Origin of the sequence: Brucella pituitosa (assembly GCF_003049685.1) — a bacterium.
Lineage (GTDB): Bacteria > Pseudomonadota > Alphaproteobacteria > Rhizobiales > Rhizobiaceae > Brucella > Brucella pituitosa.
This window is the reverse complement of sequence record NZ_PYSY02000001.1, coordinates 628,691-645,045: the sequence shown is the minus strand read 5'-3', so window position 1 is coordinate 645,045 and position 16,355 is coordinate 628,691. Positions and strand designations below refer to the sequence as shown.

Below are 16,355 nucleotides of genomic sequence, written 5' to 3'. Positions count from 1 at the left end.
TGTCAGAGGTTTGCAGGCAATTCGGAGCCTTTTGAGGAAGAGGTTTTTAGGAGGAAAGATGTATCGCGCGCCGGTTTCTGAAATTTCGCATACGCTGATGAAGGTCGCAGGCCTTGAGAAGGCGATTGAAGACAACCGTTTTCCCGAATTTTCCGCCGATCTGGCGGAAGCTATTCTGGAAGAAGCCGGCAAGTTTGCCGCCGAGCGCGTCGAGCCGCTTCGCATTACCGGCGACAGGCATGGTGCGACCGTCAAGGACGGCGTTGTCACCACGGCGCCCGGCTGGAAAGAGCTTTATCGCGACTGGATTGATGGTGGCTGGAACTCGCTAACCGGAACCCCCGAATATGGTGGACAGGGCCTCCCGACGATGATGTCGGTCGCCGTCAGCGAAATGTGGAACTCCGGTACACTTGCTTTTGCTATCGCTCCCACGCTCACGATGGGCGCGGTCGAAGCCTTGGAAAAGCACGCTTCGAAAGAACTGAAAGACACCTATCTTGAAAAGCTCATCACCGGCGAGTGGATGGGCACTATGAATCTGACCGAACCGCAAGCCGGTTCTGATCTGGGTGCTTTGCGAGCACGTGCAGAGCGCAGCGACGATGGCAGCTACCGCATCTTTGGCCAAAAGATTTTCATCACCTATGGCGAGCATGACCTGACCGACAATATCGTGCATCTGGTTCTGGCCCGCCTGCCCGATGCGCCTGCTGGGACCAAGGGCATATCACTGTTCCTCGTACCGAAGTTCCTCGTCAATGCGGATGGTTCGCTTGGACGACGTAATGATCTGTTCTGCTCCGGCCTTGAGCACAAGATGGGCATTCACGCCTCCCCTACCTGCACCATGATCTATGGCGATGGGTTTGTGAAAGGCGAGGAAACAGGCGCTGTCGGCTATCTGATCGGCGAAGAAAATCGCGGTCTCGCCTGCATGTTCACCATGATGAACAATGCTCGCCTTCTGGTCGGTATTCAGGGGGTTGGTGTCGCGGAAGCAGCCTATCAGCAAGCTTTGAATTACGCCAAGGAACGCAAACAGGGCCGCGCCGTCGGCGCTGATCCAAAAGCTGGCATGAGCCCGATTATCGAACATCCGGATGTGCAACGCATGTTGCTCACCATGAAGGCGCTGACACAGGTTGCCCGCTCCGTTACCTATTCCTGCGCTCATGCTATCGATATGAGCCATGCAACCGAGGGTGCTGACGCGCAATTCTGGTCGGATCGTGCAGGTCTTCTCACGCCTTTGGCCAAAAGTTTTGCAACCGATGTCGGTGTGGATGTTGCTTCGCTTGGCGTGCAAATCCATGGCGGCATGGGCTTTATTGAAGAAACCGGCGCTGCACAATTGCTCCGCGATGCGCGTATTACCCCGATCTATGAAGGCACCAACGGCATTCAGGCTATAGACCTCGTGTTGCGCAAATTGCCGCTTGGTAATGGGGAGCATATTGCGGGCTTCTTCGCAGAATTGCAGAAAGAAGCAGACAAGGCCAAGGCCTCAAACCGTCCTGAGCTTGGTGAAACAGGATTGCGTCTGTCCACTGCCATCAATGAAGCCCGTGAAGCCACTGAATGGTTGCAGAAAGCAGCAAGCGAAGGCCGGACAGAGGAAGCGTTGGCTGGTGCCACGCCTTACCAGCGTCTGCTGTCGCTGGCCGCTGGCGGTGCTTATCTGGCGCGTGCAGCCCTTAACAGTGACGATGCAGGCCGTGCTGCCCTTTGCCGCTTCTTTGCCGAAAACATGCTAGCCGAAGTCAGCTCGTTGAAGGATACGGTCATCACCGGCGCATCCAGCCTCGCTGCGGCCAAATCTGCATTGGAGGCCTGATCATGAGCGAGCATGTTCTGATCGAACGCAAAGGTGCTGTGCAAATCATCCGGCTTAACCGCGCTGACAAGAAGAATGCCATTACACGTGCCATGTATGCCACCATGGCCAAGGCGCTTATTGATGGCGATGCGGATGAAGACGTGCGCGTACATGTGTTTCTCGGTGTTCCGGGTGCTTTTTCGTCCGGCAACGATATGCAGGATTTCATGGCTGCGGCTTCTGGCGGCAGCATGGGCAATGATATTCTGGATTTTCTTGGCGCCCTTTCGGGTGCGAAAAAGCCAATTGTCTCGGGCGTCGATGGCTTGGCCATTGGGATCGGCACAACAATTCATCTTCATTGCGATCTGACATTTGCCACCAGCCACGCGCTGTTCCGCACGCCATTTGTTGATCTTGGACTTGTACCGGAAGCGGCATCCAGCCTGCTTGCGCCGCCATTGATGGGCCACCAGAAAGCATTCGCACTTCTGGCGCTGGGCCATGGCTTCGACGCACAGGCAGCCCTCGAGGCAGGCATTGTCTATAAGGTCGTCGAAAGCGGCGAGCTGGAAACAGAAGTGCTAAGAGCGGCTGAAGAAATTGCCGCCAAACCTCCTCAGGCCATGCAGATTGCTCGCAGCCTGATGCGGATGCCTGCCGAGCCTGTCGCTGACCGCATTGCACGGGAAGCAAAGCATTTTTCCGAACGGCTTACCTCGAACGAAGCGCGCGAAGCCGTGATGGCGTTTCTTAGCCGGAAGAAATAAAACATCACCAAATCAAGTAAATAGAGCGGGGATTTGCCCGCTCTATTTGATCTTCCATCGACTATTTTTTCGTCGCCAGATGACCCCGAATTTCCGTCAAACGATCATATATCCTGAAAACCAGGATAATGCCTTCGCATATAACCCGCCATATGATCGCAGAGAAAACAAGCACAAACAAGCCACCAAGTATTCTTATGACCATACCTTCATTAGAAAGAAACCCTGCAGCGAAGATAACTGACAGAGACACATTCACCAAAAGCCCTAACCAGTAAATAATCGTCACAAGTGAAGTCGTTATAAATTTATCAAATAACAAACAATCTTTTAATTTCATGTATGCACATCCTAAAATATCAAGAATATTAATGTTTTATAAATTAATAAAAAAATAGCGAAATAACAATTTATCAATATAAATATTAGACTTGTCTAATAATACACGACCACTCAAATATGATTGTCACTTCAGAAAAAATTACCCGGATGGGGTTACCATCCGGGTGGCTTGCTGGAGGTCAGCCAAGTTGGTTGCTCCGGCATCGGGGCCTTTAATGTCTGGAAAGGTCCTTCATCTTTCCAGACGACCACCGAGCGGTGCGTTATTCTTTAGATAGTGTAGAAATCCGACGAGAACGTGTTCACACGTGAATGTGATGATTGCCTTAGAGCATTTCCTGTTTTTCTTGAATCATTGGAAATGCTCTATCTCTTTGTTTTTTCGCATTATCCGACGCAAAACCGCTTCGCACTTTTGCTGGAAATGCTCTAGTTTCATTTCAATTTCTAGCGATAATCTCACGGCCTTCAATGACCATGCGCACACCCAGCGAACCGGTCTTGCGACGAGCAAGGAAGCGTGGGCGACGGCGGCGCGGTTCCTGTCCCTGACGGCGTGCCTGTGGCTCTCCCGTGCGGACCGGACCAGTGCTTTCATAAAGCGGACGGGCAACGCCATCTTCTTCTACCAGCATCATTGGCAGGCTGAAGGCTGCTGCCCATGCACGCCAGTCAGCAGCAACATCGGTCAGATCATGAGCAACCAGCAGTGGCACGGAAAGCTGCGGATCTTCGTGCATCAGCTCGAGCGTTACGGTGATTTCACCAAACTCATCTTCCACAGCACGGGCAGCTACACCAACAAACGCATTAATCGGCAGTGCGATCGACATGGGCAGGCCGCTCGAAGGCAGTATCTGCCGAATGACTGCACCACGTTCACTGATGGTGAAGGTTACGTCTGCATCGCAATCCTCTGCCGCATAGGTCACGACCTGCGGAAGATGAAACGGATCGAGCCGAAGTTCCTGGCCTGCCCATTCTGGCTTCTTAAGTCCGCTGCTCATCATTTTGACGCCTCTGTCTATCTCTGCCTGTTTTAATTTTTTGAGAGCCAGTTATTCCGGCTTCTCTTTTTGAGCGATGGTTCGCTCTTGTTGATTTGGAGAATAGACCGCGATTATTACCGATGCGCTTAACGCGTTAGGTTAACTTTTCCCTGCTTTTTCATTTGGTTACCGGTTTGCAACCAGGTGTAAGAAGTCGGTAATTCTTGCTAATTTACGTTTACATAAATGAAAAGGCGGACAGTTTCCTGCCCGCCTCGATATTGCCTTATTTGCTGAAATTACAGCACTTTACCCGGGTTCATGATGCCCAACGGGTCGAATGATTTCTTAATACGACGCATCAATTCGAGCGCGACATCCTGCTTGAAGAAGGCAAGTTCCTCACGCTTCAAGACGCCAATGCCGTGCTCGGCGGAGATCGACCCGGTATAAGATGCAACAATTGTGTGAATGCGGTGATTAAGGTCATGCCAGCGATCAAGGAAAGCCTGCTTGTCGGCACCGACTGGCTGCGACACATTATAATGCAGATTGCCGTCGCCAATATGGCCAAAGCAGACAATACGCGAACCGGGAATCATTTCGAGCGTCGCTGCATTGGCTTCGTGGATGAAGGCCGGGATTGAAGAGACTGGCACAGAAATGTCGTGCTTGATCGAGCCGCCTTCCGGCTTCTGCGCCCAGGACATTTCCTCACGCATTTTCCAGAACATCTGCGCCTGCGCCACACTTTCGGCAATCGCCGCATCCTGAATGATGTCGTTCTCAAACGCTTCCGTCAGGATGGTTTCAAGTGTCGTGCGGGCATCGTCTTCCGAGCGCGAAGATGAAATATCAACCAGCACATACCAGTCATGCGGGCTTTCAAGCGGATCGCGAACGCCGTCCACATGGGCAACAGTGAACTCAACGCCCACGCGCGGCATCAGTTCAAAGCCGGTCAGCGACGGGCCTGCATGTTCGGTCGCAAGCTGGAACAAGCGCAGCACGTCTTCCGGGCTACGCAGGCCGGCATAGGCCACGCCCTTTCCCTTTGGCTGCGGGAAAATCTTGAGCACTGCAGCCGTGATAACGCCAAGCGTGCCTTCAGAACCGACGAACAGATCCTTCAGGTCATAGCCGGTATTGTCTTTCTTCACATAGCGCAGATCGTTGAGGATTTCGCCGCTTGGCAGAACCACTTCAAGACCGAGGCAAAGCTCACGCATATTGCCATAGGCAAGAACGGCAGTGCCACCTGCATTGGAACCGAGATTGCCGCCAACCTGACAGGAACCTTCGGCACCAAGCGACAGCGGGAACAGACGGCCCACTTTCTGCGCTTCATCCTGAAGGTTTTTCAGGATCACACCGGCTTCCACTGTCACCAGATTGCCAACCGGATCAACCGAGCGCACCTTGTTCATGCGGCCAAGCGACAACACAACAGTGGTGTTGCTTTCATCAGGCGTCTGACCACCAACAAGACCGGTATTGCCGCCCTGCGGAACGACCGGCGTTTTGGTTTCCGAAGCAAGCGTCATAATTGCGGAAACTTCTTCCACCGAAGCCGGGCGCAGAACCAGCGGCGAGCGGCCCTGATAGAGATCGCGCTGTTCGATCATAAACGGTGCGATGTCTTCCGGCGCGGTCAGCGCATTCTTTTCGCCAACGATGGCTGCGAAACGTTCGATCAGGGCGGTGTCGAGCATGTGCTTCTCTTAAGTCTTGGGGGAATTAGCGCGGCGCGGCCGCGCGTTTAAGACGATCATTGATGGCCTCACCGAGACCGTCAAAGGGAATGGGTTCAACGGCGATGGTGCGGGCGCCACTTGCATCGAGCCTGCGCATGAAATCAAACAGATTGCTGGCCGCTTCGCGCAAATCACCCGATGCGCTGAGGTTCAGCACTGCGACCGCCTTGTCGGCATCGGCTACGCGCAAAGGTCCAAAAGCCAGAAGCGCCTCGCCCTGCTCAACATTTTCAGCATTCAACCGCACGGCAGCATTGGGCGCATAATGCGATTCCATCATACCCGGTGCCTGAATTGCGGCCTTATGCTCAGCGCGTTCGAGCTTCAAACCTAACAGCGCTTCAATCTCTTCTGCAGCTAGACCGCCGGGACGCAGCAAACGCACACGCTCGCCTTCGACCTTGATGATGGTGGACTCAACACCCACGCCACAAGGACCGGCATCGAGGATCATATCGATCTTGCTGCCCAGATCATCGGCCACAGCCTTGGCCGAAGTCGGGCTGATCCGGCCTGATGTATTAGCGCTTGGTGCGGCAACAGGACTGTCGAGCTGGTTGATAACATCGCGAACCCGCCCGGTGGGCATACGAATGGCAAGCGTATCAAGCCCAGCCGTCACCAGCGGATGGATGGGACGCGACGTATCCTGCCTGGCCTTAAGCGGCAGAACAATCGTCAGCGGCCCCGGCCAGAAGGCTTCAGCGACTTTGCGTGATATCGGATCGAAAATCACATAGCGCTCAGCCATGGCGATGCTGTCGACATGGGCGATGAGCGGATTGAATTGCGGACGACCTTTGGCGGCGAAAATACCGGCCACGCCTTCGCCATGCGATGCATCGGCAGCAAGGCCATAGACCGTTTCTGTCGGAATCGCGACAAGTCCGCCACGGGTGAGCACAGCCACCGCACGCAAAACAGCTTTATCGTTGAATTCCAGAATATCGGCCAAGGTCATTCTCCTGCCGCCTTAGCTACACAAAGCGTCGCTTTTGAGCAAGGGACTCCGATGCTGAGTTGATGCAAGATCGGAATGAGTTACAAAAAGAAAGGGCGCTTGAAAGCGCCCTTTTGTTGTTTATCCGGCGATTTTCGAGAAATCGGCCACCTTGCTGGTGGCAGTGCGGATTTGTTCAAGCAATGCCAGACGATTGGCGCGGACGTTTTCGTCCTCGTCATTGACCAATACGCTCTCAAAGAATGTATCGACCGGACCGCGCAGCTTGGCGAGTGCCAGCATTGCACCGCCGAAATCTTCGCCGGCAATCGCTTCTTCTGCTTCGGTAGACGCGAGGTTCACAGCCGCATAGAGCGCCTTTTCCTCGTCGAGCTTCAACAGAGCCGCATCGACGCTGCTTGCTACCTTCGTGCCCTTCTTTTCTTCCGCAGCCAGAATATTGGCGGCACGCTTGGTGCCAGCCAGCAGGTTCTTGCCGTCTTCCTCATTGATGAAGACGATCAGCGCTTCCAGACGACGGGCAACCAGCAGAAGATTATCGGCATCCGATGTCAGAACCGCATCAATCGCATCGTAGCGTGCACCTTCGTCTTTCAGGTAGACCTTGAAACGGTCGTGGAAGAAAGAAAGAAGGTCTTTTGTTACCTCATCGCGAGCAACTGCCTCTTCGCGAAACTGGCTTACTGGCACTCCAGCCAATTCAGGAATAACCTTCGACAATGCCTCAAAGAGTGCATCTCCAGAAAGACCAGCGTTTGAGAGACCCTTCAAACCATCTATTAGCGGATTAAGTTTTTTCTCGTGATAGCGCTGTGCGTGATAAATGGTGGCAGTCAGAACAAAGAGCGGCTGCAAAGGAAGACGTAAATCGTTTTCAAGTAGCAACCTAATGACACCAAGCACTGCACGACGCAAAGCATAAGGGTCTTTCGAGCCGGTTGGCTTTTCATCAATCAACCAAAAATCAACCAACGTGTCGAGCTTGTCCGCCAGTGCTACCGCTACCGAAATAGGATTCTTAGGAACAAAATCAGACGGACCCTGCGGCTTGTAATGCTCTTCGAGAGCGCTCGCCACGGCTTCGTCTTCGCCTTGAAGAAGCGCATATTTGCGACCTATTGCGCCCTGAAGTTCGGGGAACTCACCGACAACTTCCGTTGTCAGATCGGCCTTTGCCAGAACTGCCGCGCGCGAAGCAAGCTTCGGATCAGCAGCAATCAAAGCAGCCAACATCCGAGCAAGATCGCGAATGCGCTCAACGCGTGCGCCTTGCGTGCCGAGCTTGGCATGGAAAGTTACATTGAGGTTGTCGAGGCGCGCCATGCGCTGATCGAGCGGCTTTTTCAGATCAAGGCCGAACTTCTCACCCGATGCCGCAAGCTTGTCGAGGTCAGGCAGGTCATGCTGATCGGTATTCCAGAAATAGAGCGCATCGGATAGGCGTGCGCGCACAACCTTGCCGTTGCCATAAGCGATTTCCGTGCCGCCATCGCGCGCCGCGATGTTCGACACCAGAATGAACTTGTTCGACAGCGCTTCTGTCTCGCCCTGCTTGCGGGTGACGAAGCACTTCTGATTCACACGGATAGTGAGCTGAATAACTTCCGGCGGGATCGCGAGGAATTCTTCCTCAAACTCGCCCATCAGCACAACCGGCCATTCGACCAGACCGGAGACCTCTTCAAGAAGCCCGGCATCTTCGACCAGTTCAAGACCGGAGGCGAAAGCGAGATTATGTGCGTCCTGCGAAATGATTTCCTTGCGGCGCTCGGCGTCCAGCACAACGAAAGCCTTTTCAAGCTTATCGACGTAATCCTCAAAACGGCGCACTTTGATCGCCTGACCATCGCTCAGGAAACGGTGGCCATAGGTGACATTGCCCGACTTGATGCCGTCAACCTCAAACTCGACCACAACCGTTTCTTCGGTTTCAGGGCCGAAAGTGCAGAGGATCGACTGCAGCGGACGCACCCAACGCAACGCACCCGGCTTGGATGACGCAGCACCCCAGCGCATGGACTTTGGCCATGGGAAGTTGCGGATCGTTTGCGGTACGAGTTCAGCGATAATTTCTTCGGCAGCGCGGCCCGGCTTGGTCAGATGAGCGACGTAGAAATCACCCTTCTTTGGATCGGAATGCACATGCGCCTGAGAAACATCGGTCAGTCCGACTTTCTTCAAAAAGCCGACAATCGCCTGTTCGGGTGCAGTAACTGACGGACCCTTCACGTCTTCATGCACGTCTTTTGAGCGCACAGTCAGGCCACGAATATCAAGCGTCAGACGGCGTGGAGTCCAATAGGCCGTCGTCGCCTCATAGGTCAGCCCCGCTTCCACCAGACCGTCGGTGATCATCTTCTTGAAATCACCCGCAGCCTTACGCTGCATACGGGCCGGGATTTCCTCGGAGAAAAGTTCGAGCAACAAATCAGGCATAATAATTACTCGCCCTCACGCTTGAGATTAAAACCACCGGCATCCGTCAACAGAAATGCTTCGCCGCACTGACGCGCGAGATTGCGCACGCGCAGAATATAGCTCTGGCGCTCTGTGACCGAGATCACGCCGCGCGCATCCATCAGGTTGAAGACATGGGATGCCTTGATGCACTGGTCATAAGCCGGGAAAACGCATTTATGCAGCGAACCTTCGCCCGTGCTGCCTGCCTTCAGAATGGCTTCGCATTCGCGCTCTGCATCGATGAAGTGCTGATGCAGAATTTCGGTGTTCGCCATTTCGAAATTGTAGCGGGAATATTCCTGCTCGGCCTGCAGGAAAACATCACCATAAGTGAGTTTTTCTTCGCCTTCCAGACCATTGAAGTTGAGGTCATAAACATTGTCCACGCCCTGCACATACATGGCGAGGCGCTCCAGACCGTAGGTCAGCTCACCTGCAACCGGCGAGCATTCAATGCCGCATACCTGTTGGAAATAGGTGAACTGCGACACTTCCATGCCATCACACCAACATTCCCAGCCAAGGCCCCATGCGCCGAGCGTTGGGCTTTCCCAGTCGTCTTCCACAAAGCGCACATCATGCAGGGTCGGATCAAGACCGATAGCGCGCAGCGAACCGAGATAAAGATCCTGGAGGTTCGGCGGCGATGGCTTGATGATCACCTGATACTGGTAATAGTGCTGCAAGCGGTTTGGATTTTCGCCATAGCGCCCATCCTTTGGGCGGCGCGATGGCTGCACATAGGCAGCTTTCCAAGGCTTTGGCCCGAGCGAACGCAGCGTCGTCGCCGGATGGAATGTACCCGCCCCCACTTCCATGTCGTAAGGCTGCAAAATAGCGCAACCATGTTCCGCCCAATAGTTATGGAGCGTCAGGATCAGGCCCTGAAAGGAACGGGTGGGATGCATATGTGCTGGCAACGTACTGGACACGGGGTCAGGCCTTGTTATTGAAATGATGGCCCGGTCTAATTTGTCCGTCACGCAGGGTCAAGCATGCGAGCCATTGCGCGCGGTAAAATCAACGCGCAATGGATGGTTTGTGCCTGATCTGCGTTAGTTTGCAGCAGGTTTTTCTGTTTCAGGCTTTGCAGCGTCTGGCTTGGCAGCATCAGCTTGCGCAGGATTGGCTGGATCAGCAAGGCCCGACTTCAGCTTTTCCTCGATCTTGGCGAGTTCTTCCGGCTCCGGCTTACCTGCAATGGCATGGTTCCACTGGAACGTTGCCTCAAGCTGACGATCCGCACGCCAGTAAGCGTCACCAAGATGGTCATTGATCGTCGGATCTTCCGGGCGCAGCTTGACGGCTTTTTCAAGCTCCACGACGGCTTCCGGATAACGACCAAGCTGATAATAAGCCCAGCCGAGTGAATCGACGATATAGCCATCCTGTGGGCGCAACTCGACAGCCTTCTTGATCATCAGCAGCGCCTCATCGAGGTTCTCGCCGCGATCAACCCATGAATAGCCGAGATAGTTCAACACCTGTGGCTGGTCAGGATAAAGCTCCAGCGCCTTCTTGAAATTCGGCTCTGCCTGATCCCATTCCTTCAAACGCTCATGTGCGATGCCACGCTGATAGAAGACCGGCCAGTCCTTGCGTTCAGGTGACTTGATCTGCTCAACGGCCGCATCGTAGATTTTTGCGGCATCAGCAAAATTCTTGTCCTGTGCATAGACACCGCCCAGTGCCAGATAGGTGCGCAGATCGGTCTTGTCGCGGTTGAGCAAGGTTTTCAACTGCTCAATCGCTTCGCCTGTCTTTTCATTTTCAGCGAGATTAAGCGCCCGCTGCATTTCTGCATCGCGCCTATAGGGCGATTTTTCAGGAACGCGACCATAATATTCGACCGCCCTTTCAGGCTGGCGCAGCTTCGCCGAAATATCGCCAAGTTGATAAAGCGTAGCATCATTATCGGGACGCAATGGCAGTGACATTTGCAGATAAAGCTTGGCAAAAGCTTCCGCACCACCACGGTTGATCGCAGTACCGAGCGTATAAAGCACTTCGCCCACACCCTGCTGCGGCGTCTCGATCAGGCGAGGATATTTCTGTCCAGCCTCGATCTTTTCGCGCATCTCGGTAATGGTCATGCGACCGTTCAGAAGCTCTTCAGCATCTTTCAGAATCTTGATCGCGCCATCCTTGTCACCCTGACGCAGCTTGAAGGAGGCATAGGCCATCACAATGCGTTCATAGGTATCAGGTGCAGCACTTCCGCCCGGACGGTCGTCAATCGCCTGCTGGTAATAGTTACGTGCATCCTGCTTGTCACCAGCGATGTCGGCAATCAGCGCCGCATTATAAATGCGGAACAGGCCATACCATTCAGGGCCGTTGATCTTCACGACGTCTGCAAGCGCGCGCTTCGGATTACCCTGCCCGACCTTAACCCATGCGCCCATGAGGCTGGTCGCAAGCTGATCCATATCGGACTGGATCGACAGCATCAGGAGTGGGCCAGTCTTGCGATACTGCTTCCTGGAAATGGCGTCGATTGCCAGAGCAACACGCGAAAAGCGTTCAATCTCAGGCTGATTCTTCAGCTCTTCCGCAAGCGGCAAAGCATCCTTGAAACGGCCTTCTGTCAGAAGTGCAAGAAGCAGGTTCTGTTTGATAATATCGTTGCCGGGGTCAAAGGCCATGGCCTGACGGTAGAAATCTACCGCAGCACCAATGTTGTTGTCGGCTTCTGCCGTACGGGCTGCAAGATAGGCACCTGCAAACGAACCGGCGCGCACTTGCGACACAGGATCAGGATTGGTTTTAGCCATTGCCGCATTTGCTGGCAGCGCTACTCCCGCTAGAGCCAAGAGAAGCAATCCGTAAAGCGGACGACGTTTCAATCCCTGCCGCATAAAGCCCAGTCCTCTTTCCAATTCCGCATAAGTTCCCCTATTCAGAGGCACCTCAAGCATGGCCTTTTTGGGGTACACGCGCAAGAAAAGCATCCGTGATGGATGCTTTTCTTTTCATTATGACTCCGCATGTCGTTATCCCGAAACCGCTTCCCACTTTCGGGCGACATGCTCAACGATGCATCCCTAATGAATGCTTCGTCGTTGTTTAATCCCGGTTTTAATTAACGCGGCTGATGCAGAAATCGATCACTTCGATCAGTGCATCTTTCTCAGGTGTTGCCTTGAGCGGCGCCAAGGCATCGCGGGCGATTTCACCGAAATGTCGCGCGCGCTGTACCGTATCGGCAATCGCACCGTGCTTCGTCATCAGACCAATGGCCTTTTCAAGTGACGCGTCGTCGCTGGCACCCTCTTCAATCGCGTGCTTCCAGAATGCGCGCTCTTCATCGCTACCCCGACGATAGCTCAGGATAACCGGCAAGGTGATCTTGCCTTCACGGAAATCGTCGCCTGTGTTCTTACCAAGATCGGCAGCCGAACCACCATAATCCAGCGCATCGTCAACGAGCTGGAAGGCGAGGCCGAGATTGAGACCATAGTCGCGCAGCGCTGCACGATCCGAGCGCTGTGCCTGAGCAATGATCGGACCGACTTCAGCAGCCGCTGAGAAAAGAGCGGCAGTCTTTGCCTTGATCACGGCGAGATATTCGTCTTCGGTGGTTTCCATGTTCTTGGCTGCAGCAAGCTGCATCACTTCACCTTCGGCGATAACCGAAGCGGAGGTTGCGAGAACATCGAGTGCATCAAGCGAACCAACGTCTACCATCATCTTGAAGGCCTGACCGAGCAGGAAGTCGCCAACCAGAACACTGGCCTGATTGCCCCAGATCATACGCGCCGTGCTTTTGCCGCGGCGCAAATCGCTTTCGTCAACCACATCATCATGCAGAAGCGTTGCCGTATGCATGAATTCAACTGAGGTTGCGAGACGGACATGGCCGTCACCTTCATAACCAAACATGCGGGCTGCCGCGAGCGTCATCATAGGGCGCAGGCGCTTGCCACCAGATGAAATGAGATGGTTAGCCACTTCCGGGATCATCTCGACATCGGAACCTGCACGGGACAGGATCATTTCGTTCACGCGGCCCATATCGGCCTTCGTGAGATCGACCAGAGGCTGGACCGACCCTTCCTGTTTCTTTTTCCCGTCGAGATTCAAAACCACACCCAATGTCGTTACTCCTAGCTGCTGACCACACTATGTGTGCGGATCAGAATGCTCAAGACGCTTAAAGGCCCCCTGCACGCCCAAGCTTTTCATTCAGAGCCTGTTCACCATTGAAGGAAGCAGTTGTCAATGCGGTCTATTGATTACACATTGTCGAAATGATCGAACTTATGCGCACAAATGATTCCGTATTGCTGTCCGTCGCCGAAGCGCTGATGAAAGAGGCAGGTATCATCTATTTCATTGCCGACACCAATATGAGCATCCTCGAAGGTTCGCTTGGCATTATACCGCGGCGGTTTCTAGTCGAAGAAGACAAGCTGGACGAAGCCCGACGCTATCTCATCGACGCTGGCTTGGAACACGAATTAAAAGACCATGGCAAATAACATTTCCGAGCACCAGCCTTACACGGTCGATGAAACACTCGATGTGTTCCATCGTGGTGCATTTCACCTCGTACAGCCTGCCATGAAGGGGCATCGCTCCGGTGTGGACGCGATGATTCTCGCAAGCAGCGTCCCGCAGGGTTTTTCAGGTCAGCTCGCTGATCTTGGTAGTGGTGCAGGCGCTGCCGGACTGGCTGTGGCCGCCCGTTGCAAGCATGCGCACGTCACACTTATTGAACGTTCTGGCTTCATGCTGAACTTCGCGCATAAAAGCGTCAGCCATCCACTGAATGCAGCCTTGCTTGATCGCGTCGATATTCTCGAAGCAGATGTCTCGCTGACTGGAAAGGCACGCGCTGCCGCTGGCCTCGTTGATGATAGTTTCGACTTTGTCATCATGAACCCACCTTTCAACGAAGCCAGTGACCGCTCCACGCCCGACCCCGTAAAGGCCGAAGCGCATGTCATGCCTGCAGGCATGTTTGATCAGTGGTTACGCACCGCATCGGCAATCCTTCGGCCAGGCGGTAGCGTGTCTATTATTGCGCGTCCGGGTTCACTCGCCTCGATATTAGAAGCACTGACGGGTCGTTTTGGTGGAGTGAAAATCATTCCGGTACTGCCGCGTCCCGACAGTGCGGCCATCCGCATTGTGATTATGGGCATTCGTGGCAGCCGTGCTGGACTTTCGCTGATGCCTGCACTCATCCTTCATGGCGATGAAGGCAATGATTTCACGGAGCGCGCAACCGCCATCAATAACGGGCAGACTTCGCTGCTTTAAAATTTGCCGCACAGCGCCGAGGTATTCATGGAAATCAGACCAGTCAAAATCGATGATGCAGACGACATGAGCAAGGTGCTTAAAGAAATCATTGATGCAACCGGACGTAAGCGGCAATATGACCGCGATCATGTCATCGAACTCTATATTGCCGACCCCAACCGTATAGAATGTTACGTGGCGGTTATTGAGGGCGAAGTATTGGGGTTTCAGTCGCTGAAACATGCAACCGAGGGCAATTCTTACGGCGTTGCTGTCGGATGGGGCATTATCGGAACCCATGTCAGCCCACGTGCTGCCCGTAAAGGCGTGGGTTCCGCATTGTTTGCCGCGACACACCAAGCTGCAAAAGGTGCCAGGATCACCGATATTGACGCGAGTATCGGCGACGACAACGATATGGGGCTCGCTTATTACGAAGCGATGGGATTTCGCACCTACCGAACCTCACCGGGCCGGATCTGCAAACAATATAAAGTGGAAAATTGAGGACATGCTGCTGATCGTCGGAACCGTGCGACTGCCCGCTGAAAAATTAGAAGACGCACGCCTTGTAATGCAGCGCATGATCCAAGCAAGTCGCGCGGAAACTGGCTGCATTGAATATTCATATGCTCAGGACATTCTTGATTCCGGCCTCATCCATGTAAAAGAGCTCTGGCAGGACCGGGTTTCACTGGACAAACATTTCACTTCTGGCCACATAGCAGACTGGCGTTCCGAGTGGCCACGACTGGGCATAACGGATCGTAATCTCATGCTCTACGATGTAGACGCTCCGGAAATAACCTGAAAAGAAATCAATGACGCCCAATCCGAAGCCCGTTCGCCCCGTTTCCATCATGCGCCGCTTTCTTGATAGTGAATCTGCCGGTGGCATCGTCCTTATGTTCTCTGCGGCCCTTGCACTCATCGTTGCGAATTCACCTTTCTCAAAGGCTTATTTCGACGCTTTGCATTTCTACATCGGACCGCTCAGTCTTGCGCATTGGATCAATGATGCGCTGATGGCTATCTTCTTCCTGCTGGTCGGGCTTGAGATCAAGCGTGAGTTTCTCGATGGTCAGCTTGCAAGCTGGCCCAATCGCATGTTGCCGGGGATTGCTGCTGCGGGTGGCGTTATTCTGCCTGCGCTGATCTTTGTCGCATTCAACTATGGCGATCCTGAAAAAGTGCACGGCTGGGCTGTACCATCTGCCACCGACATCGCATTTGCACTCGGCGTTTTATCGCTGCTGGGTTCGCGCGTGCCTTCGAGCCTCAAAGTCTTTCTGGCAACGCTTGCGATTCTCGATGATCTGGCGGCTGTTGTCATCATTGCTATTTTCTACACTGCCGAAATTTCCATGCCTTATCTTGGTGCGGCATTCGCAACAGCTGCGGTGATGTTTGCAATGAACCGACTTGGTGTAGCCAAGTTGCTGCCTTACCTCATCGGTGCGGCGGTGTTGTGGTTCTTCGTGCTCAATTCCGGTGTCCATGCAACGGTTGCGGGGGTTGTGGCAGCACTTATGATCCCGCTCAAGCCCGCCAAGGCGAAGCCAGACGATATGAGCTCGCCGCTCCATATCCTCGAACATGCATTGGCAAAGCCGGTTGCCTTCTTCATCGTGCCCGTATTTGGCTTTGCCAATGCGGGTATTTCCTTTGCCGGGATGAGCCCTTCCATCATCTTTGATACGCTGCCGCTCGGCATCATGCTTGGACTGTTTGTCGGCAAGCAGATAGGCGTGTTTGGCGCAGCCTGGCTTGCGATCAAATCGGGGCTGGCACAAAAACCAATGGGCGCAAGCTGGGCTCAGCTCTATGGCGTTGCAGTTCTGTGCGGTATCGGCTTCACGATGAGTATTTTCATCGGCCTCTTGTCGTTCCCGTCGGAACTGTTGCAAGCGGAAACGAAAATCGGGGTTCTCACAGGCTCCGCCTTGTCAGCAATATGTGGCTACATACTGCTTAGAATGCTGGCAAAGCCGAAAAAGTGATACGCGATGAATG

At 53.8% G+C, this 16,355-nt stretch carries 15 protein-coding genes and 1 pseudogene; 7 read left to right on the top strand and 9 right to left on the bottom strand.

Annotated features, from left to right (window positions below; all coding sequences use genetic code 11):
- The first annotated feature begins 58 nt into the window (after positions 1-58).
- Together C9380_RS03050 and C9380_RS03045 are read left to right on the top strand one after the other, a co-directional pair.
- A complete protein-coding gene (locus C9380_RS03050; RefSeq protein ID WP_128092967.1) occupies positions 59-1,837 on the top strand; it encodes an acyl-CoA dehydrogenase family protein in 1,779 nt (592 codons plus the stop codon).
- A 2-nt stretch (positions 1,838-1,839) separates the two neighbouring features.
- Positions 1,840-2,589 carry a crotonase/enoyl-CoA hydratase family protein gene (locus C9380_RS03045; protein ID WP_105705331.1) on the top strand — a complete coding sequence of 250 codons (750 nt, stop codon included), beginning with the start codon at positions 1,840-1,842 and terminating at the stop codon, positions 2,587-2,589.
- Between the two features lie 61 nt (positions 2,590-2,650).
- On the opposite strand, the gene C9380_RS03040 is transcribed toward C9380_RS03045, so the two are convergent.
- From C9380_RS03040 to C9380_RS03005, 9 genes and pseudogenes are all read right to left on the bottom strand, one after another.
- On the bottom strand, positions 2,651-2,929 hold the full coding sequence (locus C9380_RS03040) for a DUF4282 domain-containing protein (RefSeq protein WP_111786230.1): 279 nt from the start codon (positions 2,927-2,929) through the stop codon (positions 2,651-2,653).
- A 442-nt stretch (positions 2,930-3,371) separates the two neighbouring features.
- Positions 3,372-3,941: a DUF6101 family protein gene (locus C9380_RS03035; protein WP_024896133.1), complete on the bottom strand. Its 570-nt coding sequence runs from the start codon at positions 3,939-3,941 to the stop codon at positions 3,372-3,374.
- 278 nt (positions 3,942-4,219) lie between these two features.
- Entirely contained in the window at positions 4,220-5,632 is a 1,413-nt protein-coding gene (locus tag C9380_RS03030) for an FAD-binding oxidoreductase (protein WP_100559622.1), read from the bottom strand.
- Between the two features lie 25 nt (positions 5,633-5,657).
- Positions 5,658-6,635, bottom strand: coding sequence for an L-threonylcarbamoyladenylate synthase (locus tag C9380_RS03025; RefSeq protein WP_374844370.1), 978 nt, complete (start codon positions 6,633-6,635; stop codon positions 5,658-5,660).
- A 120-nt stretch (positions 6,636-6,755) separates the two neighbouring features.
- Positions 6,756-7,100: a DALR anticodon-binding domain-containing protein gene (locus C9380_RS28845; protein ID WP_374844392.1), complete on the bottom strand. Its 345-nt coding sequence runs from the start codon at positions 7,098-7,100 to the stop codon at positions 6,756-6,758.
- Positions 7,101-7,247: 147 nt separating this feature from the next.
- Positions 7,248-9,023 (bottom strand): annotated as a pseudogene (glyS, locus tag C9380_RS03020) (glycine--tRNA ligase subunit beta); the annotation flags it as partial.
- 53 nt (positions 9,024-9,076) lie between these two features.
- Positions 9,077-10,003: a glycine--tRNA ligase subunit alpha gene (locus C9380_RS03015; protein WP_094506580.1), complete on the bottom strand. Its 927-nt coding sequence runs from the start codon at positions 10,001-10,003 to the stop codon at positions 9,077-9,079.
- 147 nt (positions 10,004-10,150) lie between these two features.
- Positions 10,151-11,953, bottom strand: a complete 1,803-nt coding sequence (locus C9380_RS03010) for a tetratricopeptide repeat protein (RefSeq protein ID WP_100560226.1) — start codon at positions 11,951-11,953, stop codon at positions 10,151-10,153.
- Positions 11,954-12,173: 220 nt separating this feature from the next.
- Entirely contained in the window at positions 12,174-13,190 is a 1,017-nt protein-coding gene (locus tag C9380_RS03005) for a polyprenyl synthetase family protein (RefSeq protein WP_024896127.1), read from the bottom strand.
- Between the two features lie 155 nt (positions 13,191-13,345).
- Between C9380_RS03005 and C9380_RS03000 the strand changes: the two genes are divergently transcribed.
- The 5 genes from C9380_RS03000 to nhaA are packed head-to-tail and all read left to right on the top strand — an operon-like array spanning position 13,346 to position 16,342.
- Positions 13,346-13,576, top strand: a complete 231-nt coding sequence (locus C9380_RS03000; protein WP_024896126.1) for a putative signal transducing protein — start codon at positions 13,346-13,348, stop codon at positions 13,574-13,576.
- Positions 13,566-14,360 (top strand): tRNA1(Val) (adenine(37)-N6)-methyltransferase, encoded by a 795-nt coding sequence (locus tag C9380_RS02995; protein ID WP_051514712.1) that lies wholly within the window; start codon positions 13,566-13,568, stop codon positions 14,358-14,360. The genes C9380_RS03000 and C9380_RS02995 overlap by 11 nt, the downstream gene beginning before the upstream one ends.
- A gap of 27 nt (positions 14,361-14,387) precedes the next feature.
- On the top strand, positions 14,388-14,849 hold the full coding sequence (locus C9380_RS02990) for a GNAT family N-acetyltransferase (protein ID WP_128092965.1): 462 nt from the start codon (positions 14,388-14,390) through the stop codon (positions 14,847-14,849).
- Between the two features lie 4 nt (positions 14,850-14,853).
- On the top strand, positions 14,854-15,153 hold the full coding sequence (locus C9380_RS02985; RefSeq protein WP_128092964.1) for a putative quinol monooxygenase: 300 nt from the start codon (positions 14,854-14,856) through the stop codon (positions 15,151-15,153).
- Positions 15,154-15,163: 10 nt separating this feature from the next.
- Positions 15,164-16,342: a Na+/H+ antiporter NhaA gene (nhaA, locus tag C9380_RS27345; protein WP_036566685.1), complete on the top strand. Its 1,179-nt coding sequence runs from the start codon at positions 15,164-15,166 to the stop codon at positions 16,340-16,342.
- The last annotated feature ends 13 nt before the right edge of the window (positions 16,343-16,355 follow it).